The organism is Micromonospora sediminicola, from assembly GCF_900089585.1.
GTDB lineage: Bacteria > Actinomycetota > Actinomycetes > Mycobacteriales > Micromonosporaceae > Micromonospora > Micromonospora sediminicola.
In genome coordinates, this window is the sequence record NZ_FLRH01000003.1 from 46,226 (window position 1) to 70,279 (window position 24,054).

The following is a 24,054-nucleotide window of genomic DNA, read 5'->3' on the forward strand; positions in this document are numbered from 1 at the left end:
CGGGGGCAGTGTGTTCAGCCGGGGGCTTCGTCGACGCGAGGAGGGGGCTGTGGACACTGGAGATCGCCTGCTGACACCGGGTGAGGTCGCTGCGCTGTTTCGGGTTGACCCGAAGACCGTGACCAGATGGGCAGCGGCCGGCCGGATAGGCAGCATCCGGACTCCAGGCGGGCATCGCCGGTTTCGGGAATCCGAGGTGCGAGCCCTGCTGGAAGGGGAGGGCATGCTGGACGAGGCGGACGACATGGGCAAGGCCCGCAACATGGGTCCGACCGCCTCCACCGGCCCCGGCCCGGCGAACGCCGGCATGTACTGAACGAGCGGGGCGCGGTGCGGCCGGTGGGCCGGGCCGCGCCCCGTCCGGTGTCCCCGGGGTCGGTCAGGCCGGGTCGGCGTCCCGCCGGGCCGCGGCCAGTTCACCGGACCACCGCCGGAACAGCGTGTGCGGGACGCCGAGCGCGTCGAGCACCTTGCCGGCCACGAAGTCGACCAGCTGCGCGGCCGAGGCCGCCGCCCCGGCGCCGTAGAAGCCCGGGCTGGCCGGCAGCACCACGGCGCCGGCGTCGTGCAGCGCGATGAGGTGCTCCAGGTGGCTGCGGGTCACCGGGGTCTCCCGGGGCACGACCACGACCGGCCGGCGTTCCTTCAGGTTCACCTCGGCGGCGCGCTGGAGCAGGTCCTTCGAGAGCCCGATCGCGATGCCGGCGCAGGCCGCGGTGCTGGCCGGCACGACCGCCATCCCGCGTACCGGGTAGGAGCCGCTGCTCGGGCCGGCCGCCAGGTCGCCGGCGGGCCAGTGCCGCAGGTCCGCGCCGGCGAGGTCGCGGCCGAGCCAGGCGGCCAGGTCCTCGGCCCAGTGCGCGTCGCGGAACGGCCGGCCGGTCTCGTCCAGGACGGTCAGCCGGGCGGCCCGCGACACGATCAGGTCCACCGCCTGGCCGGCGTCGAGCAGGCCCCGGACGACCGCCGCCGCGTACGGTGTGCCGGAGGCGCCGGAGACGCCCACCACCCATGGTTCGCGCATGCCGTCAAGCCTGCCTGGTCGCCGGGGACAGCCGGAAGGCGACCCCGGAACCGCGGCCCGGACCGTCCCGCTTTCGGCGTGCCCGGCCCGGATGTCCACCGGGTCGGCGGACCTTTCCACGGCATGGGATTCTCTGATCGGCGATCCACATCCATGGAAGGGCCCGGTGATGACGGCGGCGGTGCTGCGGGCGCTGCGCTCCGACTGCCCCATCGCGCCCGGGATCTCGCCGCACGCCGACGTCGTGCAGGGCTGGCTGGTCGGTCAACTCGACCGGCTCGGCCTGCCGCTGGACCCGGCCACCCGGCAGCGGCTCGTCCGGGCCGGCTTCGCCCGCTACGCCGGCCGGCTCTACCCGGACGCCACGGAACCCGACCTGCGGGTGCTGACCGCGCTGTTCACCTGGTTCTTCCTCGTCGACGACGCCTGCGACGGGCCGGACCGACTGACGCCGGAACAGATCCGGGCGCTGCGTGACGGCACGCTGGCGCTGCTGCGCGAGGGCCCCCGGGCCCGTCATCCCGGCTTCTCCGGCCCGCTGCGCCGGCTGCTGGTCCAGGCCTGGCGCGAGCCGCGTCGCCGGATGCCGGCGCGCTGGCGGCTGCGGTTCGCCGACGCCGTGGCCGACCACCTCGACGGCGTCGCCCGGGAGTCGGCGGCCACTACCGCGGGCCGGCCGCCGGGCGTCGCCGAGTACGTGCGGCTGCGCCGGGCCACCTCGGCGGCGTTCGTGTCGTACCCGCTGATCGAGTTCGCCGCCCGGCGACCGCTGCCCGACGCGGTCTACCACCACCCGGCGCTGCGCCGCCTGGCCGAACTGGCGAACGACCTGTTGTCGTGGTTCAACGACATCGCCTCGCTGGAACGCGACCGCGCCACCGGCGGCGGGCACAACCTGGTGCTCGCGGTGGCCGCCGAGCGGGGCGTGCCGCTGCCGGTGGCGGTCGACCTCGTCGCGGGTCACTGGCGTGCCGAGATGAGCCGGTTCAGCGCGCTGCGCGCGGCGGTCCCGTCGTTCGGTCCGGCGCTGGACGAGGCGGTCACCGCCCATCTCGACGGGGTGGCCGCCGCCGTGCGCGGCACCATCGACTGGACGCTGGAGAGCGCCCGCTACCCGGCCGCCGTGGCGACCTGAGCCACCCGTCGATCGGCCGGCCGGGTCACGGACGCAGGCCGAGCCGCACCACGAGGTCGAGCAGCGCGAGGACGAACAGCGCGATGCCGACGAAGCCGTTGGCGGTGAAGAACGCCCGGTTGACCTTGCTCAGGTCGGTGGGGCTGACCACCAGGTGCTGGTAGGCGAAGGCGACCGCGGTGAGCGCCAGCCCGATCCACCAGAGCCAGCCGAAGCCGACCAGCGCGCCGAACCAGATGAACAACGCGAAGGTCACCACGTGCGCGACGGTGGAGGCGTGCAGCGCGAACCGCCGGCCGTACCGGGCGGGGACGCTGTGCACGCCGATCTGCCGGTCGATCTCGGAGTCCTGGCAGGCATAGATCAGGTCGAAGCCGCCGATCCACAGGCCGACCGCGGCGCCGAGCAGCCACGCCGGCCCGGAGCCGGCGAGCGTGCCGGTGACCGCCAGCCAGGCGCCGACCGGGCCGACCGCCTGGGCCACCGCGAGGATGGCGTGCGGCCAGTTGGTGAAGCGCTTGCCGTACGGGTAGACCACCAGCGGCACCACGGCCAGCGGGGCGAGCGCCAGGCACAGCGGGTTGAGCAGGGCGGCGGCGGCCAGGAAGACCACCAGCGCGACGGCCGCGCCGGTCCAGGCCGTCCGCACGCTCACCGCCCCGGTGACCAGTTCCCGGTTCGCCGTACGCGGGTTGCGCGCGTCGATCCGCCGGTCGAGGATCCGGTTCGCGGCCATGGCGAACGTCCGCGCGCCGACCATCGCCACCGTGATCAACAGCAGGTCGAGCCAGCGCACCCGGCCGCCGTCGAGCCGCATCGCGGTCAGCGCCGACAGGTACGCGAACGGCAGCGCGAAGACCGAGTGCTCGATGGCGACGAGTTTGAGGAAGGACGAGACCCGGCCGGGCCGCTCCTGCACTGCCGCCGTCATCGGATCCCGTACTCCTTCCAGCGCTTGTCGACCAGCGAGACCACCTCGGGTGACATCCGCATCTCCTCCGGCCAGCCCCGGGAGTAGCCCTCCTCGGGCAGCTTGCGGGTCGCGTCGACGCCCGCCTTGCCGCCCCAGAACTGCTGGTAGGACGCGTGGTCCAGGTGGTCCACCGGCCCTTCGGTGACCATCAGGTCGCGGGCGTAGTCGACGTTGCCGAAGGCGCGGAAGGCGACCTCGTTGTAGTCGTGCACGTCGCAGTCCTCGTCGACGATCACGATCAGCTTGGTCAGCGACATCATGTGCGCGCCCCAGATCGCGTTCATGACCTTCTGCGCGTGCTTCGGGTAGCGCTTGCGGATCGACACGATCGCGCAGTTGTGGAAGACCCCGGCGGCCGGCAGGTCGTAGTCGACGATGTCCGGGATCAGGAAGCGCAGCAGCGGCGCGAAGATCCGCTCGGTGGCCTTGCCGAGGCCGTGGTCCTCCTGCGGCGGCTGGGAGGTGACGATCGAGTGGTAGACCGGGTCGCGCTGGGTGGTCATGCACTCGATGTGCAGCACCGGGAACGGCTCCACCGGCGTGTAGAAGCCGGTGTGGTCGCCGAACGGCCCCTCGGGCAGCCGCTCGCCCGGCTCCAGGTAGCCCTCCAGCACGATCTGCGCGTGCGCCGGCACCTGGAGCGGCACGGTCAGGCAGTCGACCATCTCGACCCGCTCCCCGCGCAGGAAGCCCGCGAACAGGTATTCGTCGATGTCGGCGGGGAGCGGCGCGCTGGCCGCGTACGCGACGGCCGGGTCGGCGCCGATGGCGATGGCCACCGGTAGCCGCTGCCCGAGCCGTTCGGCGACCGCGTGGTGCGCGGTGGAGTTCTTGTGGATCTGCCAGTGCACGCCGAGCGTGTTGCGCGAGTGCTGCTGAAGCCGGTAGAGCCCGAGGTTGCGCTTGCCGGTCTCCGGGTGCTTGGTGTGGGTCAGCCCGAAGTTGTGGAAGATCCCGCCGTCGCCGGGCCAGACCTGGAGCCCGGGGAGCCGGTTCAGGTCGACGTCGTCGCCCCGGTAGACGACCTGCTGGCAGGGGGCGGTCTTGACCTTCTTCGGCGGCATGGACTTGAGTTGCATGACCTTGCCGAGCCCGCCCATCATGCCGGCGAAGCCCTGCGGCAGCTCCGGCTTGAGCATCTCGCCGATCCGCTCGCCGATCTCGTCGAGCCGCTCGACGCCGAGCGCCATGGCCATCCGCTTCTCGGTGCCGAACAGGTTGATCACCACCGGCATCTCGCCCCGGGTGGGCCGCTCGAACAGCAGCGCCGGCCCGCCGTCGCGGACGGTCCGGGTGACCACCTCGCTGATCTCCAGGGTGGGGTCGACCGGGACGCTCACCCGCCGCAGTTCGCCCGCGCGCTCCAGCGCCGCGACGAAGTCCTTGAGATCGGTGTACGGGAAGCCACGCGCCATGCCTCCATCCTCCCCCACCTCCCTGAGGTGTAAGGAAGGGCCCCTTCTTAACGCCTGCGGTAGAGGCGGGGCCCCCTCTTAACACCCCGACCGCATGGACGGGGGTCAGCCGGGTAGTCCGCGGCATGGGCGGGGAACGGGTGCCAGCGGGCTTCACCGAGCAGCGGGTACGGGTCGGCGAGGTGACCTGGAACTACGTCCGGGGCGGCCGAGGGCCCACGCTGGTGCTGCTGCACGGCTATCCGCAGTGCTGGCGCATGTGGCGGCACCTGCTGCCGGAGCTGGCGCGGTCGTACGAGGTGATCGCCCCCGACCTGCGCGGCTTCGGAGACAGCGACGCTCCGCCCGGCGGGTACGACAAGAAGACCGTCGCCGCCGACCTGCACGGGCTGCTCACCGGGCTCGACCTGGCCGGGGACATCCGGCTGGTCGGTCACGACCTGGGCACCATGGTCGCGTACGCCTACGCCGCCGCCCACCCCGACTCCGTCGCCCGGCTGGTGCTCAGCGAGGCGCCGATCCCCGATGAGGGCATCTACACGATCCCCGCGCTGACCGCCGCCGGCCCGGCGGTCTGGAACTTCGGTTTCTTCAACGTCCCCAACGGCCTGCCCGAGCAGCTCGTCGCCGGCCGGGAGGCGCTCTGGGTCGACCGGTTCACCGACTCCATCATGGTCAACAAGGGCAGCCTGGGCCCGGACGACGTCGAGGAGTACGCGGGCCACCTGCGCGACGAGGCGCACCTGCGGGCCAGCTTCGCCTACTTCCGCGCTTTCGAGCAGGACATCGCGGACAACATGGCGTACCGGGCCACGAAGCTGCCGATGCCGGTGCTCGCCGTCGGCGCGCAGGCCAGCCTCGGCGGGCAGGTGGCCGAGCAGGTGCGCCGCTATGCCGACACGGTCACCGGCGAGGTGGTCGAGGAGTGCGGCCACTGGCTCTTCGAGGAGCAACCGGCGAAGCTCGCCGCCCTGCTGCTTCCCTTCCTGCGGGGCTGACGAGCGCCCGGGCAGGTCAGTGCCGGGGCAGCGGTCCCGGCTCAGGCGGCCGGCGCCCAGGCGTACTCCTGAAGGGGTTCGTCGAGCGGCGCGGCGGTGAGCCGGTTCGCGAACGTGGAGATGGTGTACGTGCCGACGCCGAGCACCACGTCGAGCGCGTGCCGGGGCTGCCAGCCGGCGGCGAGGAACGCGTTCAGCTCGGCGTCTCCGACCGCGCCCCGGTGGTCGAGCACGGCGACGGTGAATCGGCGCAGCGCCTCCAGCCGGGGCTCGGGCAGCGTCGTGCCGTCGCGCAGCGCCTTGATCAGCGCCGGGTCGGCGTCGTGCCGGGTGAGCGTCGCGGTGTGCATGGCCACGCAGAGGTGGCATCCGTTGCGGGTGGCCACGGTCAGCACGACCACCTCCCGGGCGACCGGGTCGAGGTCGGTGGCCTCGAAGGCCGCGTTGGCGGCGAGGAAGCCCTTGAGCAGCTCGGGCGATCCGGCCATCAGGCCGACGGCGGCGGGCAGGTGGCCCAGGGCGCGGCGGACGCCGGTCATCACCGGCCGGGCGGCGTCGGGCGCGGTGTCGAGTTCGTACGCGGTGAAGTGGGACATCGGAGGGCCCCTCTCGTAAGATGGTCAACGTGGTTGACGAAATAGTAAACGAGGTTGTCGAACATGACAACGCCTGACCGCCCCGGCTTCGTGCTGCCACTGCTCCTGCTCGCCGGCTTCCGCACGCTCGTCGACGACCTGCACGCCGAGCTGGCCCGCCAGGGGCACCCCGACCTGCGCCCGGCGCACGGCTTCGTCCTCCAGGCCGTCGGCCCGGCCGGCACCACCGCCTCCGACCTCGGGCAACGCCTCGGCGTCTCGAAGCAGGCCGCCGGGAAGACGGTGGACCGGCTGGTCGCGCTCGGCTACCTGGAACGGGTCGACGACCCGGCGGACGCGCGCCGCAAACTGGTCCGGGTGACGGCGAAGGGCCGCGACGGGCTGCACCGTTCCGCGGCCGTCTTCGACCAGTTGCGCGGGCGGTGGGCCGCCACGCTCGGCGCCGACCGGGTCACGGCCATCGAGGACGACCTGCGCCGGATGGTCCCGGCCGACGTGTTCCGCCTCGACGTGCCCGGCTGGTTCGGCGGGTGAGGAAATCCTCCGCCCCTTGACCGGCGGTCCGGAGCGGGCGCCGAATGGACGGATGGACGACGCGTACGTGGTGGGAGATCCGGACGGCCTGACCCCGCTCCAGGCCGAGATCCGCGACGCGGTGGCCCGCGAGCTGCACGCCCAGTTCGCGCTGCGGGCCGACCGCCTCGACCTGGCCGACCTGCCCGAGGTGGCCTACCAGGTCACCCGCCGGGTGGACGAGGTGCTGAGCGGGATCAGTTCACGCCGGCGTACGAGTGCAGACCGGTGAAGAAGAAGTTGACCCCGAAGAGGTTCATCAGCACGGTCAGGAAGCCCACGATCGCGATCCAGGTGGCCACGTTGCGCCGCACGCTCGGCGTCGCCCGGGCGTGCAGGTAGCCCGCGTAGACCACCCAGGAGATGAACGCCCAGGTCTCCTTCGGGTCCCAACCCCAGGCTCGGCCCCAGGCCGCCTCGGCCCAGATCGCCCCGGCGATCACCGCGAAGGTGAAGATCGGGAAGGCGAAGGCGTGCAGGGTGAAGGTCAGCCGCTCCAGGCCGGCCGCCGCCGGCAGCCGGCGGGCCAGGGTGTACGGGAAGCTGCGCCGGCCCTGCTCCCAGCCGGACCGCATCAGGTACGCGGCGGCGGGCACCACGCCCAGCAGGAAGATGCCCGAGGCGAAGATGATCGTCGACACGTGGATGATGAACCAGTACGACTGGAGCGCCGGCATCAGCGGCTGCACCTGCACATAGAGCTTCAGCTCGGCGAACGCCAGCAGCAGCACCATCACCAGCGTCAGGAACAGTCCGAGCCGGCGCAACGACGGCTGCTTCCAGAGCACCACGAGCCAGGCGGCCGCCCCGATCCAGGTGACCGTCAGCACGAACTCGTACATGTTGCCCCAGGGCATCCGCTCCGCGGCGAGCCCCCGGGTGACCACCGCGCCCAGGTGCAGCGCGGCGGCGAGCGTGGTGAGCCAGGCGGCGATCCGCCCGGCCAGGGCGGCCCGCGCGGCGGAGCGGTCGGGGCGCTCCGGCGCGACCGGCTGATCCACCGTCCCGCCGGCGCCGCCGACGCCCGCGCCGACCAGCTCCCGGGCCGGGGAGGCCGCGACCACCTTGCGGGCGTTGCCCACCGCGAACTCGACGGCGTGGCTGATCATCGCGACCAGGTACGCCAGGATCGCGAACGTGACCAGCTGGTCGGAGAGTGCGGACATCACTCGTCTCCTTCTCGCGCCCGCCGGTCGTCCGACTCGCCGCCGCTGACCGCGGCGACGAGCTGCGCGAACTCGTCGGCGAACCCTGGGTGCTCGGTGCGCGGCAGCCCACCGGCCTCCACCAAACTACTACCGCTCGTCGGAGATCCACCCTCGGGGGCGAAACCCGGAACCAGACCCGGCGGCGGCGGGCGAACAGCGAGCCCATCAGGCCGAGCAGCAGCGTGCCGCTGGCCACCAGCAGCAGCGTCTGCCCGGGCGCGTGCCGGACGGCGAGCGTGACGTACGGCTCGGTGCCGACGAACTCCAGCGTGCTGCCGTCGTCCAGGGTCCACGTCTCGCCCGGCCGGAGCAGCTTGGTGCCGATCTGCTTGAGCTTGCCGTTGGCGACCTGCCGCTGGTCGAGCTGGTAGACCGAGCCCGGGATGCCGGCGTCCAGCCCGAGGTTGCCCCGGTAGGCGGTCAGGTTCACCACCGGGTCCCGCTCGGCCGGGAACCGCGACGCGACGAACGGCGCGCTCTCCGGCGCGGTGGGCAGGTAGAGGCCGTCGAAGGCGACCTGCTGGTCCGGGGCTCGGGTGCCGGTCTTCGGATCGATGTTCGCGTCCGGGAAGATCGCCACCCCCTCCTCGGTCGCGTTCGGGTCGCCGGTGCGCAGGAACGGCTCGTCGCTGGTCTGGCTCTTGCCGTACCGGTCGGTGTACTTCAGCACCGGCGCGTAGCCGTTGCCGAGCAGGTAGACGTTGGCCGAGCCGAGCCGCAGCGGCGAGTTGACCGAGAAACCGGCGCTCCGGGCGTCCCGGCCCGGCTCGTCCACCGACACCGTGGCCCAGAAGCGGGACGCCTGCCCGGAGTCGAGGTAGTCGGCCTCGAACTTCTCCAGCGTGAGGCAGAACGGCGGCAGGTCGGCGCTGTCCACGCGGGGGCCGAGCGACGCCTCGGCGTACTGCTGGCGGGTGTTGCAGAACGCGTTGTCCGCGCCGGCGACCAGGATCCGGTTGCCGTGCCAGCCGTACCAGGAACCGAGCGCCACCCCGAGCAGGACGGCGACCAACGACACGTGGAAGAGCAGGTTGCCGGTCTCCTTGAGGTAGCCCTTCTCGGCGGAGACCTCGTTGCCCCGGACGGTGACCCGCCACCGGCCGCGGCGCAGCACCGCCGCGATCGCCTCGGGATCGGCGGCGGCCGGGGCCTCCAGCACCGCGTGCTGGGGCAGCCGGTCGAACCGCTTCGGGGCGGCCGGCGGGCGCATCCGCAGCGCGCGCACGTGGTCGCGGGCCCGGGGCAGGATGCAGCCGATCAGCGAGGTGAACAGCAGCAGGTAGATCGCGGAGAACCAGACCGAGCCGAAGACCTCGAACATGCCGATCTGGTCCAGCCGGGGCGCCAGGTCGGGGTGGTCGGCGAACCACTCGTTGACCTTCTCCGGGTTGACCCCGCGCTGCGGCAGCACCGAGCCGGGAATCGCGGCGACCGCGAGCAGGAACAGCAGGATCAGGGCGGTACGCATGCTGGTGAGCTGCCGCCACGAGTTGCGCAGCAGGGCCAGCACCGGGTTGACCCGTCGCCGGGGCGCCTCGGCCGGCGGGGTGGCCGGCCGGTCGTCCACGGTCGTCATCAGATGCTCACCTCGCCCACCCCGACGTGCGTCTGCAACCAGATCACCACGTTCTGCCAGCCGCCCGTGACCAGCGCCAGGCCGATCACGATCAGCAGCGCGCCGCCGATCCGGGTGACCCAGCGGCTGTTGCGCCGGACGGCACGGAACACCCCGAGCAGGCGCTGGAAGCCCAGCCCGAAGGCGACGAACGGTACCCCCAGCCCGAGGCAGTACGCCACGGCGAGCACCACGGCCCGGTCGGTGCCGCCCTCGGTGACCGCCATGCCGAGCACCGCGCCGAGCGTCGGGCCGGTGCACGGCAGCCAGCTGAGCGCGAAGACCGCGCCGAGGACCGGCGCGCCGAGCAGACCGGCGGCGGGCAGCCAGCGGATCCGGAACTCGCGCTGCATGCCGGGGACCAGGCCGAGATAGCCGAGCCCGAGCACCACCACCAGCGCGCCGATGACGATCTCCAGCGTGCGCTCGTACCGGAAGAAGAGCTTGCCGACGCCGGAGAAGAGGATCGCGGTGGCGACGAACACGGCGGTGAAGCCGGCGATGAAGAGCAGCGTGCCGGCGAGCACCCGCCCCTTGACGGCGACGGTGGTCCGCTCCGGCGCCCGTTCCACGACGCCCACCCCGGCGCCGCCCCCGGTGTTAAGCGGGGGCCCTTCCTCTACCGGAGGCGTTAAGCGGGGGCCCTTCCTTGCACCCTCCAGGTCGGAGCCGGCCAGGCCGGTCACGTAGGAGAGGTAGCCGGGCATCAGCGGGAGCACGCACGGGGAGAGGAAGCTCACCAGGCCGGCGAGGACCGCCGCACTCACCGCGAGCAGCAGCGGCCCGGACGAGGCGAGCTCAGCGAACGTCTCGCCCATCAGCGGGAGCCGTTCGGCGCCGGCCGCTCGGCGGCGATCTTCTCCACGATGGGCCGCAGCTCGTCGCGGGTCACGGCACGCCGGATCACCACGGCGATCCGGCCGTCACGGTCGAGCACCACCGTCGCCGGCGTGGTGTTCGGCGGGATGTCGAAGTTGAGCGCCTGGCGGCTGGGCGGGTCGAAGACGCTCGGGTAGGTGACCCGCCCCTCCTCGAACGCGATCGCCTTGTCCTTGCTGTCCTGCACGTTGATGCCCAGGAACGTCACGCCGGCGGCCCTGGTGGCCTGGTAGGTGGCCTCCAGGTCGTCCGCCTCGGCCCGGCAGGGCGCGCACCAGGAGCCCCAGAAGTTGACCACCACGACCTGGCCCCGGTCCTGGGAGATGTCGTAGCTGCCGCCGGTGAGCAGTTCACCGCTGACCTTCGGGGTCTTCGACCGCTGGTCGGGGGCGCAGGTGACGACGGAGCCGTCGGCGGAGCACCGGCTCTCCTGCGTGCCGGAGGAGCAGCCGACCAGCGCCGTACCGGCGGTGACGGCGGCGAGCAGGGCGGCGGCGAGCCTCCGGGTGAGCATCAGGCCCCCTTGGCCGTCCGGGCGGTCGGCGAGATCGCGATCAGGTGCGCGGCCGGCTCGGAGTAGCCGATGCCGACGATCTTCGCCCCGTCGAAGTGGAACGAGGTGAGGCTGGCCAGACCGCACTGCCGGCGGCGGGGGTCGTGCCAGAGCCGCTTGCGCTCGACGTGCCGGCGCAGCGTCCAGATCGGCAGCTGGTGCGAGACGAGCACCGCCTCGCGCCCCTCGGCGGCCACCCGGGCGGCGTGCAGCGCGGCGAACATCCGCTCGGCGATCACCTGGTAGGCCTCACCCCAGGACGGGGTGACCGGGTCCCGCAGTACCCACCAGTTGCGCGGGTCGCGGAAGGAACCGTCGCCGGGCGAGACCTTCTTGCCCTCGAACCAGTTCGCGCTCTCGATCAGCCGCTCGTCGACGCCGACGGAGAGGCCGAACTGGGCGGCGATCGGCTCGGCGGTCTGCTGGGCGCGTTCCAGCGGGCTGGCCACCACGTGCACCACGGTGCGCTCGGCCAGCGCCTGCGCGGCGGCCTTGGCCATCTGCACGCCCAGCTCGGAGAGGCGGAACCCGGGCAGCCGGCCGTAGAGGATGCCGTCCGGGTTGTGCACCTCGCCGTGCCGCAGCACGTGTACCACCGTCTCCGCCATGTTACCCCCCGTGTCCGGCCGCTGCCGCCGCTCGCGCCGCCCCCGGCAGGGCGGCCGCGATCTGCTCCCACGCGGCGTCGTCGATGGCCGCCGAGACGAACCACGACTCGAACGCGCTCGGCGGCAGATAGACGCCGGCGGCGAGCATCGCGTGGAAGAACGCCTTGAACGCCGGCACCTGCTGGGTGCGGGCGCTGTCGTAGTCGCGCACGTCGGCGTCGGTGAAGAAGATCGAGAACATGTTGCCGGCGGTGGAGAGGCGATGCGGCACACCGGCCTCCGACAGCGCCTCGGTGGCGAGCTTGCCCAGCGCCGCGGACGTCTCGTCGAGCCGGCGGTAGAGCGCGTCGTCGGCCAGCCGCAGCGTGGCCAGCCCGGCCGCGCAGGCGAGCGGGTTCCCGGAGAGCGTGCCGGCCTGGTAGACCGGGCCGGCCGGGGCCAGCCTCGCCATGATCTCCGCGCGCCCGCCGAACGCCGCGGCGGGCAGGCCGCCACCCATGACCTTCCCGTACGTCCACAGGTCGGCGTCGGAGGCGTCGAGGCCGTGCCACCCGGCGCGGGAGACCCGGAACCCGGTCATCACCTCGTCGACGATGAGCAGCGCGCCGTTCGCGTGGGCGATCCGGGCCAGCTCGGCGTTGAAGCCGTCGCGCGGGGCGATCACACCCATGTTGCCGGCGGCGGCCTCGGTGATGATCGCCGCGATGTGCGGGCCCTCGGCGGCGAACGCCTCCTCGACCGCGCGCAGGTCGTTGTACGGCAGCACGATCGTGTCGCCGGCGGCGGCGCCGGTGACGCCGGGCGAGTCGGGCAGCCCGAACGTGGCCACGCCGGAGCCGGCGGCGGCGAGCAGCGCGTCGGAGTGGCCGTGGTAGCAGCCGGCGAACTTGATGATCTTGGCGCGGCCGGTGAAGCCCCGGGCCAGCCGGATCGCCGACATGGTCGCCTCGGTGCCGGAGTTGACCAGGCGCACCTGCTCGACCGGCGTGCGCGCGATGATCTCCTCGGCCAGGTCGACCTCGCCCGGGGTGGGCGTGCCGAAGCTGGTGCCCAGCGCGGCGGCCTCGCGCAGCGCCTCCACCACGGCCGGGTGGGCGTGGCCGAGGATCAGCGGGCCCCAGGAGCAGACCAGGTCGACGTAACGGCGACCGTCGGCGTCGAAGAGCCAGGGACCCTCCCCCCGGACCATGAAGCGCGGCGTGCCGCCGACGGCACGGAACGCGCGCACGGGGGAGTTCACCCCGCCGGGCACGACGGCCTTGGCGCGGTCGAACAGGGCCTCGGAGGCCGGGGCGTCGGCCGGGTAACGGCCGGATCCGGCGGAAAAGGTCTCGGTCACGATGTGGCCATTGTGTCAGCGCCCGGCCGGTGGCCGGCAGCCACCCCGCAACGGGGGTTACCCGGCTCACGCCTGGTCGGGCCGGCGTGGAGGACCGACCGGCGGACCGCTCGACAGGCCCGGTCGTCGAGATCGCGATAGGCTGACCGGGTGGATCGTGCCGAACTGTCCATCACCGTACACCGGACGGGTGACGAAGCCGTGCTTCGCCTGGCCGGTGAGATCGACATGCTCACGGCCGCCCAGCTCTCGACGGTGGTCAACGAGGTGCTGGCGGATCCGCCCCCGCGCATCGTGCTCGACCTCGGCGGCGTCACCTTCTGCGACTCCCAGGGCCTCGGCACGCTCGTGGTGCTCAGCCGCAAGGCCAGCCACACGCAGTGCCTGCTGATCCTCACCAACGTCGGCGACTTCCTGCTGCGCGTCCTGGACATCACCGGCCTCCGCAGCGCCCTGATGATCCGCTGATCCCCCAACCCTCGCCGATCTTGCACGTCGAGCCCCCGGTGTGGGGCGTTCACCCCCTTTGTCGGGGCGGCAAGTGCAAGATCGGCGGGGTTGGCGTCACGTGACGGGGAGGTCGCGGCGGCGGAAGGTGAGCAGGCCGGTGGTGGTCAGGGTCGCGGCCAGGACGGTGAGCACGGCCAACGGCGTCGCGGTCCAGGTGGGACGCAGCACCTGCGGGGTGTGCGTGAACGGCGACAGGTCCAGCAGCCACTGGTCCAGCTCCAGCACCGCGCCGAGCTGGCCGAGCAGCACGCAGACCGCCAGCACCGCCCAGGCGGCCGGGGCGAGCCGGGGCAGCAGGCCGTAGAGCAGCACGGCGAGTCCGGCCAGCACCCACGCGGCCGGCACCTGGGCCAGGCCCGCGCCGAGCATCCGGCCCAACTGCCGGGGCACGTCGCCCACGCTGAACCCGTAGGTCAGGCCGGTGGCCAGGCCCGTCGTCGCCAACACCACCACGGGGCCGAGCAGCGCGAACACCACGTGCGAGAGCAGCCAGGTCGACCGGTGCGTCCCGGTGGCGAGCACCGGCTCCGCCCGCCCGGCGGACTCCTCGGCGCGCATCCGCAGCGCGGCCTGGATCCCGTACCCGGCCGCGGCCAGACCGGCCAGGCTCAGCGTGGCGCCCAGGTAGGCGTCGGCCAGCCCGGAGGCCCCACCGAGCCGCGCCATGATCTGCTCCAACTGCGGATTGCCCTCCACCGACCGGCCGGCCGCCTCGGCGGCGCCACCGAGGATCAGCCCCAGCAGGCCGAACCCGACCGACCACCAGAGGATCTGCCCCCGGTGCAGCCGCCAGGCCAGACCGAACGGGCCGGACAACGCGCCGCCCGCGGCGGCCGGCCCGAGCCGGGGCGGGAGCATCCCCGCGCCCAGGTCGCGGCGGACCGAGACCGGGTACGCGAGCGCGGCGAGCAGCACCGTGGCGGCCAGCGGCAGCAGCAGCACCCACCACCGGTCCCCCTCGTACGCGCGCACCCGCGCCGCCCAGCCCAGCGGCGACAGCCAGCTCGGCCAGTCGTTGCCGGCGGTGTCCCCGACCAGGCGCAGTCCGAAGGCGGCGCCGAGACCCGCGATGCCGATCCCCCGTGCCCCGCCGGCGGTCTCGGTCAGCTGCGCGGCCAGCCCGCCGAGCGTGGCGAACGCCATCCCGGTCAGCGCCACGGCGAGGCCGTACGCGTACGAGCCGGCGGCCGGCAGCCCGGTCGAGGCCAGGCCGGCGGCGGTGAGCAGGCCGAGCAGCAGGTCGGCCGCGTACGTGACCAGCAGCGCGGCGGTCAGCCCGGCGTACCGGCCGAGCACGCTGCCGCCGAGCAGCTCCCGCCGGCCGGCCTCCTCCTCGGTCCGGGTGTGCCGGATCACGGTGAGCAGGCTGGCCAGGCCGACGATCACCAGCAGGAAGCCGCTGCGCTGGGCGGTCAGCGCGCCCACGCTGTCGCCGTAGACCGGGCCGAGCAGCGCGACGATGGACGGGTTGCGGGCGGTGCCCTCGGTGTACGCGGCCCGCTCGGCCGCGGTCGGGAACAGCTCGAAGAAGCTGGCCGCGTACGACATCGGCAGCGCGGCGAGGACCAGCACCCAGAGCGGCAGCAGGACGCGGTCCCGGCGCAGGATCAGCCGGGCCAGGTGGCGGGTCCCGGTGAGCGTGCTCACCGGGCCACCCCCTCGGGCGTCGTCTCGTAGTGCCGCAGGAACAGTTCCTCCAGCGTCGGTGGCGTGCTGACCAGGCTGCGGACGCCCAGCTCGGTGAGGCGGCGCAGCGCGGCGTCGAGCGCGGTGGCGTCCACGTCGAAGCGCACCCGCTGCCCGTCCACCCGCAGGTCGTGCACGCCGGGCAAATCGGCCAGGCCGTCGAGCGGGGCGGCGACCTCGGCATCGATCGCGGTGCGGTGCAGGTGACGCAGGTCGCCGAGCGTGCCGGACTCGACCGCGCGGCCGGCCCGGATGATCGTCACCCGGTCGCAGAGCGCCTCCACCTCGGCCAGGATGTGGCTGGAGAGCAGCACCGTGCGGCCGTCCTGGCGGGCCCGGCGGACCCAGTGCTGGAAGACCTCCTCCATCAGCGGGTCGAGCCCGGAGGTCGGCTCGTCCAGGATGAGCAGTTCGACGTCGGAGGCGAGCGCGGCCACCAGGCCGACCTTCTGCCGGTTGCCCTTGGAGTAGGTGCGGCCCTTCTTGCGCGGGTCCAGCTCGAACGACTCCAGCAGTTCGGCTCGGCGCTTCGGGTCGAGCCCGCCGCGCAGGCGACCGAGCAGGTCGATCACCTCGCCGCCGCTGAGGCTGGGCCAGAGCGTGACGTCGCCCGGCACGTACGCGAGGCGGCGGTGCAGGGCCACCGCGTCCCGCCACGGGTCACCGCCGAGCAGTCGGACGGCCCCCGCGTCCGCCCGCAGCAGACCGAGCAGCACCCGGATGGTGGTCGACTTGCCGGACCCGTTGGGGCCGAGGAAGCCGTGCACCTCCCCGGTGCGGACGGTCAGGTCGAGTCCGTCGAGCGCCCGGGTCCGGCCGAACGTCTTCACCAGGCCGGACACCTCGATTGTGGTTTCCATGCTTCGGAAGCTACGCTCATTTCATAAACTTGTGAAGACAGTGAGACGTGAGAGACGATCGCGGGGATGAGCGCCGAGGAGACGACCATGAGCCAGCCGTCGCACCACGACGAGGAGGAGGTCCACCTCTTCGTCGAGCGGATGGCGATGGCCTTCGCCGACGTCGGCTTCCCCCGGATGGCCGCCCGGGTGCTGTTCACCGTGATGAGCGCCGACGACCCGCTCACCGCCGGCGAGATCGGCGAACGGCTGGGCGTGAGCGCGGCGGCCGTGAGCGGTGCGGTGCGCTACCTCACCCAGTTCGCCATGCTGGTCCGCGAGCCGGTCAAGGGCTCCCGGCGCGACCGCTACCGGATGCCGGACAACCCCTGGTACGAGGCGACCATCACCAAGACCACGCTCTACAAGACCTTCATCGACATCGCCGGCGGCGGCGTGGACGCGCTGCGCGGCCGGAGCACCCCGGCCGGCGAGCGGGTCGCCGAGATGCGTGACTTCTTCCTCTTCGTCCAGGAGGAGGTGGAGGCCCTCGGCGACCGGTGGCGGGCCCGACGCGCCGCCGCCGGGCACGGCGGCCCGGCCGACGGCTGAGCCGTCAGCGGGTGTTGCCCCAGCGGGCCTGCTCCAGCAGGTCCGCCGCGCGCTCCCGGGTCGCCGGGTCGTCGTCGGTCCGCAGCAGCGTCGTCGCCTCGTCGACCGCGTCGGTGAGGTGCCGCCACTGCAGGTCCCGCTCCCGCACCAGGTCCGACTGGGCGGCGAGCTGCCGGGTCTTCACCCACAGCTCGACGAAGACCGACACCTTGGCCCGCAGCACCCACGGGTCGAACGGCTTGGTCAGGTAGTCGACCGCGCCCACCGCGTAGCCGCGCAGCGCGAGCTGGGCGTCCTTGTCCGCCGCGGTGAGGAAGATGATCGGCACGTGCCGGGTCCGCTCCCGCCGCTTGATGTGGGTGGCGGTCTCGAAGCCGTCCATGTCCGGCATCTGGGCGTCGAGCAGGATCACCGCGAAGTCGTCCACCAGGAGCTGCTTGAGCGCGGCCTCCCCGCTCTCCACCGCGACCGACTGCACCGGGAGACCCTGGAGGATCGCCTCCAGCGCCATCAGGTTCTCCCGCCGGTCGTCCACCAGCAGGGCCTTGGCCGTCTGCGTCACGCGCTCTCCTCGCCTCGACTCCGGCCGATCCAGGACGCCATCAGCTCGATCAGCTCGTCCAGATCCACCGGCTTGGTGATGTAGTCGCTGCCGCCCGCCGCGAGCGCCGACTCCCGGTCGCCGGGCATCGCCTTGGCGGTCAGGAAGACGATCGGCAGGTCCGCGAAGCGGTGGTTGCGGCGGATCTGCGCGGTCGTCTCGTACCCGTCCTGGTCCGGCATCATGGCGTCCATCAGGACGATGTCCACCTCCGGATGCTCGGCGAGCTGGCGGACACCGTCCACCCCGTTGTCCGAGTACAACACGGTCATCCCGTGCAGTTCCAACGCGGACGTCAGCGCGAACACGTTCCGCACGTCGTCGTCGATGATCAGGACGGTCACGCCGTCCAGCCGCCGGGTCGTCGGCGTCTCCTGCGGCTGCGGCAGCTCCATCGGCATGAGCAGCGACGACGGCAGGCCCGCGCGGCTCGGCGACGGCGGTGCCGGCGCCACCACCGCGTCCGGCGCCAGCACGTCCGGTACGAAGAGGGTGAACGTCGAGCCCTGACCGGGCGCGGACGACACGGTGATCGTGCCGCCGAGCAGGCGGGCCAGGTCCCGGCTGATCGACAGGCCGAGGCCGGTGCCGCCGTAGCGGCGGCTGGTCGTGCCGTCGGCCTGCTGGAACGCCTCGAAGATCAGCGACAGCTTGTCGTCCGAGATGCCGATGCCGGTGTCGATCACGGTGAACGCGATGACGTGCTGGGCGTTGGTCAACGCCGGCACGTCGAAGACCGCATTGTCGGCCGCCGGACCGATGCGCAACGTCACCGCGCCGTTGTCGGTGAACTTCACCGCGTTGGAGAGCAGGTTACGCAGGATCTGCTGCAACCGCTGCGCGTCGGTGACCAGCGCCGACGGCAGGTCCTGACTGACCCGGACCTGGAAGTCCAGGCCCTTCTCCTCGGCCTGCGGCGCGAACGCCTGCTCCACGTAGCCGCGGATCTCGGCGAACTGGATCTCGGTGGGCTCCACGTCCATCCGACCCGCCTCGATCTTCGACAGGTCGAGGATGTCGTCGATCAGCGACAGCAGGTCCGACCCCGCACCGTGGATGGTCCGGGCGAACTCGATCTGCTTCGCGCTGAGGTTGCGCTCCGGGTTCTCCGCCAGCAGCCGGGCCAGCAGGAGCAGCGAGTTCAGCGGCGTCCGCAGCTCGTGGCTCATGTTGGCCAGGAACTCCGACTTGTACGCCGACGCCCGGGTCAGCTGCTGCGCCTTCTCCTCCAGGCCGAGCCGGGCCAGTTCGATCTCCCGGTTCTGCGTCTCGATGTTGGCCTTCTGCTCCGACAGCAGCTTCGCCTTGTCCTCCAGCTCGGCGTTGGTGCGCTGCAACTCCGCCGACTGGTCCTGCATCTCGTGCGCCAGCCGCTGCGACTGCGCCAGCAGCTCCTCCGTACGCCGGTTGGCCTGGATGGTGTTGACCGCGACGCCGATGGTGAGCACCAGGCGCTCCAGGAACGCCAGGTGCAACTCGGAGAAGGTGGTCACGCCGGCGAACTCGATCACGCCGAGCAGCTCGCCCTCGAACAGCACCGGCAGCACCACCAGGTCGGCCGGCGGCGTGTCGGCCAGCCCGGAGCGCACCACCAGCCGCCCGTCCGGCTGGGCCTTGACCCGGATGGTCCGGCGGGACAGCGCGGCCTGGCCGACCAGCCCCTCGCCCGGGCCGAACGTCACGTCGTGGCCCCGGGCCACGTACCCGTAGGAGGCGGTGAGCCGCAGCCGCATGCTGCCCTCGGAGCTGTCCGCCAGGAAGAACGCGCCGAGCTGCGCGTCCACCAGCGGCGTCACCTCCTGCATGATCATGCGGCAGACCTCGCCCAGGTCCCGCTGGCCCTGCAACAGGCCGCCGATGCGGGCCAGGTTGGAGTCGAGCCAGCCCTGCTCGGCGTTCTTCTTGGTCGTCTCCCGGAGGGTGACGATCATCTGGTTGATGTTGTCCTTCAGCTCGGCGACCTCGCCCTGCGCCTTCACGTTGATCCGCTGGGTCAGGTCGCCACGGGTCACCGACGTGGAGACCTGCGCGATGGCGCGCAACTGCGTGGTCAGGGTCGAGGCGAGCTGGTTGACGTTCTCGGTGAGGTCGCGCCAGGTGCCGGAGACGCCCTTCACCTGGGCCTGACCGCCCAGCTTGCCCTCGGTGCCCACCTCGCGGGCCACCCGGGTCACCTCGTCGGCGAACGAGGACAGCTGGTCGACCATCGTGTTGACGGTGTTCTTCAGCTCCAGGATCTCGCCCTGCGCGTCCACCGTGATCTTCTGGCCCAGGTCGCCCCGGGCCACCGCCGTGGTGACCGACGCGATGTTGCGGACCTGACTGGTCAGGTTCGACCCCATCGAGTTCACGTTGTCGGTCAGGTCCCGCCACGTACCCGAGACGCCCTTGACCTGGGCCTGGCCACCCAGCTTCCCCTCGGTGCCCACCTCACGGGCCACCCGGGTCACCTCGTCGGCGAACGACGACAGCTGGTCCACCATCGTGTTCACGGTGGACTTCAGCTCCAGGATCTCGCCCTGCGCGTCCACCGTGATCTTCTGCGACAGGTCACCCTTCGCCACCGCCGTCGACACCTGGGCGATGTTGCGCACCTGCGCGGTCAGGTTCGACGCCATCGAGTTCACGTTGTCGGTCAGGTCGCGCCAGGTGCCCGCCACGCCGCGCACCTGGGCCTGACCGCCGAGCTTGCCCTCGGTGCCCACCTCACGCGCCACCCGCGTCACCTCGTCGGCGAACGACGACAGCTGGTCCACCATCGTGTTCACCGTGGACTTCAGCTCCAGGATCTCGCCCCGGGCGTCCACCGTGATCTTCTGCGACAGGTCACCCTTCGCCACCGCCGTGGTGACCGACGCGATGTTCCGCACCTGACTGGTCAGGTTCGACGCCATCGAGTTCACGTTGTCGGTCAGGTCCCGCCACGTACCCGAGACGCCCTTGACCTGGGCCTGGCCGCCCAGCTTCCCCTCGGTGCCCACCTCACGGGCCACCCGCGTCACCTCGTCGGCGAACGACGACAGCTGGTCGACCATCGTGTTGACGGTGTTCTTCAGCTCCAGGATCTCGCCCTGCGCGTCCACCGTGATCTTCTGACCCAGGTCGCCCTTCGCCACGGCGGTGGAGACCTGGGAGATGTTGCGGACCTGGCTGGTCAGGTTGCCGGCCAGCTGGTTGACGTTCTCGGTGAGGTCACGCCAGGTGCCGGAGACGCCGCGCACCTGCGCCTGGCCGCCCAGCTTCCCCTCGATGCCGACCTCGCGGGCCACCCGGGTGACCTCGTCGGCGAACGAGGACAACTGGTCCACCATCGTGTTGACGGTGTCCTTCAGCTCCAGGATCTCGCCCTGCGCCGCCACCGTGATCTTCTGCGACAGGTCACCCTTCGCCACCGCCGTCGACACCTGGGCGATGTTGCGCACCTGGGACGTCAGGTTCGACGCCATCGAGTTGACGTTGTCGGTCAGGTCCTTCCACGTGCCGGCCACGCCCGGCACCTCGGCCTGGCCGCCGAGCTTGCCCTCGGTGCCCACCTCGCGGGCCACCCGGGTCACCTGCTCGGCGAAGAGCCGCAGCGTGTCGGTGAGCGAGTTCATCGTGTCGGCCAGCTCGGCCACCTCGCCGCGCGCCCCGACCGTGATCTTCTGCGACAGGTCGCCCTTCGCCACCGCGGTCGCCACCTGGGAGATCGACCGCACCTGACCGGTGAGGTTCGACGCCATGGTGTTCACCGAGTCGGTGAGGTCCTTCCAGGTGCCGGCGACACCGCGCACGTCGGCCTGACCGCCCAGCTTGCCCTCGGTGCCCACCTCACGGGCCACCCGGGTCACCTCGTCGGCGAACGACGAGAGCTGGTCCACCATCGTGTTCACGGTCCGGCCGATGCGCAGGTACTCGCCGCGCAGCGGGCGCCCGTCGATCTCCAGCGCCATGTGCTGGGAGAGGTCGCCGTCGGCCACCGCCACGATCACCCGGGCGATCTCGGTGGTCGGCCGACCCAGGTCGTCGATCAGCGAGTTGATCGCCCGCTGCCCCTCCGCCCAGGAGCCGTCCAGCCCCTCGTCGTCGAGGCGTTCGGTGAGCCGCCCGTCCCGGCCGACGATCCGGCTGATCCGGCGCAGGTCCAGGTGCTGCCGCTCCTGCATCGACACCACGTCGTTGAACGCGTCGGCGACCTCGCCGGACAGACCCGCCCGCCGGGGCAGGCGGACCCGGAGGTCACCGCGGGCCACCCGCTGCAGCGCCTCGACCAGCTCGCCGAGGAGCACCTCGTGGTCGGACGCGGACGGATCCGCGGTCACCGACTGTTTCGCCGTGGTCATCATTCCTCGCTCAGCTCGGGGCCCACCGGGTCGTGCCGACACGCGGCCATCCCATCATTGTGCCGCGCGTTCCGTCGAGGTCACCGCCCGCCGACAGCGCGTCACGCGCCGTATTCGCCCGACTGGTCGGTTCGGCCGGGGCGCTTGGCACCCGGGGCGGCGGCGGTAGAGGATACGAAGGTGTCAGCGGAGGTGGGGCCGACCCTGAGTGGCGGCACGGACGAGCACGTCCGACGCGTCCGCCTCCCCGCCGACCGGCGCACGCCCGCGGCCGCCCGGGCGCTGGTCCGCGCCATGCTCCTCGAGGCCGGCCTGCCCGAACTGCTCAACGAGGCGCTGCTGCTCACCACCGAGCTGACCACCAACGCGGTCGAGCACGCGCGTACCGAACTGGACATCGAGGTCGAGGCCGACCGCGCCGGCCTCACCGTGACCGTCACCGACTTCGCCTCCGGGCCGGTCGACGAGCTGACCGTCGGTGTGCGCAACACCACCTCCGACATCACCGAGGTGGCCGCGCGCGGACGGGGCCTGCTGCTGGTCGACCACTTCGCCAGCCGCTGGGGCACCACCTACCTCCCCACCGGCAAGGGCGTCTGGTTCCGGCTCGACCGCCCCGGCCCGCGCGGACCCGGCCGACCGGCCGGCGCCCGGGCCTGGGTGGCGACCGCCGGGACGGAACGGTCCGACGACGGTACGCCGAGCGCCGCCGCCATGAGCGAGCTGATGCAGACCACCCCCGACCCGTACGCCGACGACCCGCTGCCGGAGTTCGCCACCGGGCTGCTCACCCGGGTCGCCGAGATGGTGGGCGCCGCCGGCGGCACCGTCCGGCTGGACCGGGGCGACGGGCTGGGCACCCAGGTCTTCGCCCGCTACGGCCGGCAACCCCGGGAGGGCAACGAGCTGCTCCGCGTCCCGCTCGCCGTGCACCGCCCGTACGCCGGCGAGCTGGAGCTGGACGCGGCGCCGTCGACGTACGCCCGGCCGCTGGCCGTGCTCGCCGCCGAGCGGCTCTCGCTGCACCTGGAGAACGACCGGCTGCGCCGGGCCGACGTACGCCGCTCCGCCTGGCTCACGTTCCTCGCCGAGGCCAGCGAGCTGCTCGCCCAGTCCCTGGACGTCGAGTTGACCATGGCGCTCGTCCCGCAGCTCGTGGTGCCCCGGCTCGGCCAGTGGTGCGCGGTGCACACCACCGACGAGTGGGGGCGGCTGCGCCTCGCCGCGTCCAGCCACGCCGACGAGGCGATGCTGCCCCACCTGCACCGGGTGCTCCAGGAGACCGGCCCGGACTCGGTCCAGTCCCGGCTGCGCGAGGCGTCCCGCAGCGCCGCGCAGGTGCCGCTGGCCGGGCCGGTGGAGGGCATCGCCGTACCGTTGATCGCCCGTGGCCAGCGACTCGGCACCCTCGCGGTGGGCCGGCACCAACGGCACCGGCACGACCCGGACGAGGTCTCGGTGCTGGAGGACGTGGCCCGGCGGGCCGCGCTGGCCATCGAGAACGCGCGCATCCACGCCGAACGCCGCCGCGTCGCGCAGACGCTCCAGCAGTCGCTGCTGCCGCCGGTGCTCCCGGTGGTCGAGGGCATCGGCTTCGCCGCCGAGTACGTCCCGACCGGCGACGACGCCGAGGTCGGCGGCGACTTCTACGACGTGGTGCCGCTGCCGGACGGCCGCTGGCTGGTGGTCGTGGGTGACGTGTCCGGCAAGGGCGTGCAGGCGGCGGCCGTGACCGGCCTGGTCCGGGACGTGATCCGGGTCCTGGTGGGCGACGGCAAGCCCCTGCCGGAGGTGCTCGGCCGGCTCAACGAGACGCTCGTCGAACGCGGCGGCGGGCGCTACTGCACGCTGGCCCTGGCGGCGGTCGCGCCCGGCGACGGCGACCAGCTCGACGTGGCCCTGCACCTGGCCGGCCACGACCGGCCGGTGCTGCTGCACGGCGGTGGCGGCGCGACGTTCGTCGGCACCGGCGGCACCGCGCTCGGTCTGCTCGACACGATCACCACCCCCACCGCCGAGCTGGCGCTCAAGCCCGGTGACTCGTTGATCTTCTACACCGACGGGGTCACCGAGCGGCGGCGCGGCCGGGAGCTGTTCGGCACCGAACGGCTGCGCGAGTCGGCGGCGCCGCTGGCCGGCTACTCGGCCGACGTGGTCGCGGCACGGCTGCGCGCCGCCACCATCGCGTTCTCGGTGGAGCCGCCCCGCGACGACATAGCCGTCCTGGTCCTCCGCAACGACACCCCCTGACCAGCCCTCCTCCCCGCCCAACCCACCTGGTCCCGCCCCAGCCCAGCCCGGTTCAGCCCGCCTCGGCCCAGCCCTGCCGGTCGATCATGAAGTTAGCCGCATGAATCGCCCCGACCGCCCGCACCGAACTCGCGCGAGCCGACACCACTTCGCCGAAGCGGCGGCATCCCCACCATCGGGACACCGCCACCACGCCGAACTGGCGGGCGCACGCGACCAGTACCGCCGAACTGAGCGGGCGCGCGCGACCAGCACCACCGGCCCGGCGAGCGCGACCACCACCGCCGACCGGGCGCGTGCCACCACGCCGCCGGAGTG

The 24,054-nt window shown here is 72.7% G+C and carries 21 protein-coding genes and 1 pseudogene; 8 read left to right on the forward strand and 14 right to left on the reverse strand.

Going from position 1 to position 24,054, the window contains the following annotated elements; all coding sequences use genetic code 11:
• The first annotated feature begins 49 nt into the window (after positions 1-49).
• The gene (locus GA0070622_RS00570; RefSeq protein ID WP_091565253.1) at positions 50-316 is read left to right on the forward strand and encodes a BldC family transcriptional regulator; all 267 of its coding nucleotides are present in this window, start codon (positions 50-52) and stop codon (positions 314-316) included.
• A gap of 63 nt (positions 317-379) precedes the next feature.
• On the opposite strand, the gene GA0070622_RS00575 is transcribed toward GA0070622_RS00570, so the two are convergent.
• The gene (locus GA0070622_RS00575; protein WP_091565258.1) at positions 380-1,024 is read right to left on the reverse strand and encodes a UbiX family flavin prenyltransferase; all 645 of its coding nucleotides are present in this window, start codon (positions 1,022-1,024) and stop codon (positions 380-382) included.
• A 169-nt stretch (positions 1,025-1,193) separates the two neighbouring features.
• Here GA0070622_RS00575 and GA0070622_RS00580 point away from each other — a divergent pair, with 169 nt between their 5' ends.
• On the forward strand, positions 1,194-2,159 hold the full coding sequence (locus tag GA0070622_RS00580; RefSeq protein WP_091565261.1) for a terpene synthase family protein: 966 nt from the start codon (positions 1,194-1,196) through the stop codon (positions 2,157-2,159).
• Positions 2,160-2,184: 25 nt separating this feature from the next.
• Here GA0070622_RS00580 and mqnP read toward each other — a convergent pair whose 3' ends face one another.
• Positions 2,185-3,111 carry a menaquinone biosynthesis prenyltransferase MqnP gene (gene mqnP / locus GA0070622_RS00585; protein ID WP_369700192.1) on the reverse strand — a complete coding sequence of 309 codons (927 nt, stop codon included), beginning with the start codon at positions 3,109-3,111 and terminating at the stop codon, positions 2,185-2,187.
• The gene (locus tag GA0070622_RS00590) at positions 3,087-4,547 is read right to left on the reverse strand and encodes a menaquinone biosynthesis decarboxylase (RefSeq protein WP_091565268.1); all 1,461 of its coding nucleotides are present in this window, start codon (positions 4,545-4,547) and stop codon (positions 3,087-3,089) included. The genes mqnP and GA0070622_RS00590 overlap by 25 nt, the downstream gene beginning before the upstream one ends.
• Positions 4,548-4,672: 125 nt before the next feature.
• Between GA0070622_RS00590 and GA0070622_RS00595 the strand changes: the two genes are divergently transcribed.
• Positions 4,673-5,545, forward strand: coding sequence for an alpha/beta fold hydrolase (locus GA0070622_RS00595; RefSeq protein ID WP_091565272.1), 873 nt, complete (start codon positions 4,673-4,675; stop codon positions 5,543-5,545).
• Positions 5,546-5,586: 41 nt separating this feature from the next.
• On the opposite strand, the gene GA0070622_RS00600 is transcribed toward GA0070622_RS00595, so the two are convergent.
• Positions 5,587-6,141 (reverse strand): carboxymuconolactone decarboxylase family protein, encoded by a 555-nt coding sequence (locus tag GA0070622_RS00600; protein WP_091565281.1) that lies wholly within the window; start codon positions 6,139-6,141, stop codon positions 5,587-5,589.
• 63 nt (positions 6,142-6,204) lie between these two features.
• On the opposite strand from GA0070622_RS00600, the gene GA0070622_RS00605 reads away from it, so the two are divergent.
• Both GA0070622_RS00605 and GA0070622_RS00610 read left to right on the forward strand, forming a co-directional pair.
• Positions 6,205-6,675 (forward strand): MarR family winged helix-turn-helix transcriptional regulator, encoded by a 471-nt coding sequence (locus GA0070622_RS00605; RefSeq protein ID WP_091565285.1) that lies wholly within the window; start codon positions 6,205-6,207, stop codon positions 6,673-6,675.
• A 52-nt stretch (positions 6,676-6,727) separates the two neighbouring features.
• A complete protein-coding gene (locus GA0070622_RS00610; protein ID WP_091565288.1) occupies positions 6,728-6,946 on the forward strand; it encodes a hypothetical protein in 219 nt (72 codons plus the stop codon).
• On the opposite strand, the gene ccsB is transcribed toward GA0070622_RS00610, so the two are convergent.
• From ccsB to hemL, 6 genes and pseudogenes are all read right to left on the reverse strand, one after another.
• The gene (ccsB, locus tag GA0070622_RS00615; RefSeq protein ID WP_091565291.1) at positions 6,912-7,880 is read right to left on the reverse strand and encodes a c-type cytochrome biogenesis protein CcsB; all 969 of its coding nucleotides are present in this window, start codon (positions 7,878-7,880) and stop codon (positions 6,912-6,914) included. The genes GA0070622_RS00610 and ccsB overlap by 35 nt on opposite strands.
• Positions 7,880-9,498, reverse strand: a pseudogene (resB, locus tag GA0070622_RS00620) (cytochrome c biogenesis protein ResB). Before resB ends, ccsB begins: the two are co-directional and overlap by 1 nt.
• Positions 9,498-10,355: a cytochrome c biogenesis CcdA family protein gene (locus GA0070622_RS00625; protein ID WP_091565293.1), complete on the reverse strand. Its 858-nt coding sequence runs from the start codon at positions 10,353-10,355 to the stop codon at positions 9,498-9,500. Before GA0070622_RS00625 ends, resB begins: the two are co-directional and overlap by 1 nt.
• Positions 10,355-10,930 carry a TlpA family protein disulfide reductase gene (locus tag GA0070622_RS00630; RefSeq protein ID WP_091565294.1) on the reverse strand — a complete coding sequence of 192 codons (576 nt, stop codon included), beginning with the start codon at positions 10,928-10,930 and terminating at the stop codon, positions 10,355-10,357. Before GA0070622_RS00630 ends, GA0070622_RS00625 begins: the two co-directional genes overlap by 1 nt.
• Positions 10,930-11,577 carry a histidine phosphatase family protein gene (locus GA0070622_RS00635; RefSeq protein WP_091565295.1) on the reverse strand — a complete coding sequence of 216 codons (648 nt, stop codon included), beginning with the start codon at positions 11,575-11,577 and terminating at the stop codon, positions 10,930-10,932. Before GA0070622_RS00635 ends, GA0070622_RS00630 begins: the two co-directional genes overlap by 1 nt.
• A gap of 1 nt (position 11,578) precedes the next feature.
• Entirely contained in the window at positions 11,579-12,916 is a 1,338-nt protein-coding gene (gene hemL / locus GA0070622_RS00640) for a glutamate-1-semialdehyde 2,1-aminomutase (protein WP_091565297.1), read from the reverse strand.
• A gap of 150 nt (positions 12,917-13,066) precedes the next feature.
• Between hemL and GA0070622_RS00645 the strand changes: the two genes are divergently transcribed.
• The gene (locus tag GA0070622_RS00645; protein ID WP_091565301.1) at positions 13,067-13,384 is read left to right on the forward strand and encodes an STAS domain-containing protein; all 318 of its coding nucleotides are present in this window, start codon (positions 13,067-13,069) and stop codon (positions 13,382-13,384) included.
• Positions 13,385-13,480: 96 nt separating this feature from the next.
• Here GA0070622_RS00645 and GA0070622_RS00650 read toward each other — a convergent pair whose 3' ends face one another.
• The gene (locus GA0070622_RS00650; RefSeq protein ID WP_091565306.1) at positions 13,481-15,073 is read right to left on the reverse strand and encodes an ABC transporter permease; all 1,593 of its coding nucleotides are present in this window, start codon (positions 15,071-15,073) and stop codon (positions 13,481-13,483) included.
• Positions 15,070-15,972 carry an ABC transporter ATP-binding protein gene (locus GA0070622_RS00655; RefSeq protein WP_091565309.1) on the reverse strand — a complete coding sequence of 301 codons (903 nt, stop codon included), beginning with the start codon at positions 15,970-15,972 and terminating at the stop codon, positions 15,070-15,072. The genes GA0070622_RS00650 and GA0070622_RS00655 overlap by 4 nt, the downstream gene beginning before the upstream one ends.
• A 66-nt stretch (positions 15,973-16,038) precedes the next feature.
• Here GA0070622_RS00655 and GA0070622_RS00660 point away from each other — a divergent pair, with 66 nt between their 5' ends.
• Positions 16,039-16,563, forward strand: a complete 525-nt coding sequence (locus GA0070622_RS00660; protein ID WP_245666088.1) for a GbsR/MarR family transcriptional regulator — start codon at positions 16,039-16,041, stop codon at positions 16,561-16,563.
• 4 nt (positions 16,564-16,567) lie between these two features.
• On the opposite strand, the gene GA0070622_RS00665 is transcribed toward GA0070622_RS00660, so the two are convergent.
• On the reverse strand, positions 16,568-17,125 hold the full coding sequence (locus GA0070622_RS00665) for a response regulator (RefSeq protein WP_091565313.1): 558 nt from the start codon (positions 17,123-17,125) through the stop codon (positions 16,568-16,570).
• On the reverse strand, positions 17,122-21,486 hold the full coding sequence (locus tag GA0070622_RS00670; RefSeq protein WP_091576683.1) for a HAMP domain-containing protein: 4,365 nt from the start codon (positions 21,484-21,486) through the stop codon (positions 17,122-17,124). The genes GA0070622_RS00665 and GA0070622_RS00670 overlap by 4 nt, the downstream gene beginning before the upstream one ends.
• Positions 21,487-21,666: 180 nt before the next feature.
• On the opposite strand from GA0070622_RS00670, the gene GA0070622_RS00675 reads away from it, so the two are divergent.
• Positions 21,667-23,736 carry a SpoIIE family protein phosphatase gene (locus GA0070622_RS00675; protein ID WP_091565318.1) on the forward strand — a complete coding sequence of 690 codons (2,070 nt, stop codon included), beginning with the start codon at positions 21,667-21,669 and terminating at the stop codon, positions 23,734-23,736.
• Positions 23,737-24,054 lie beyond the last annotated feature (318 nt).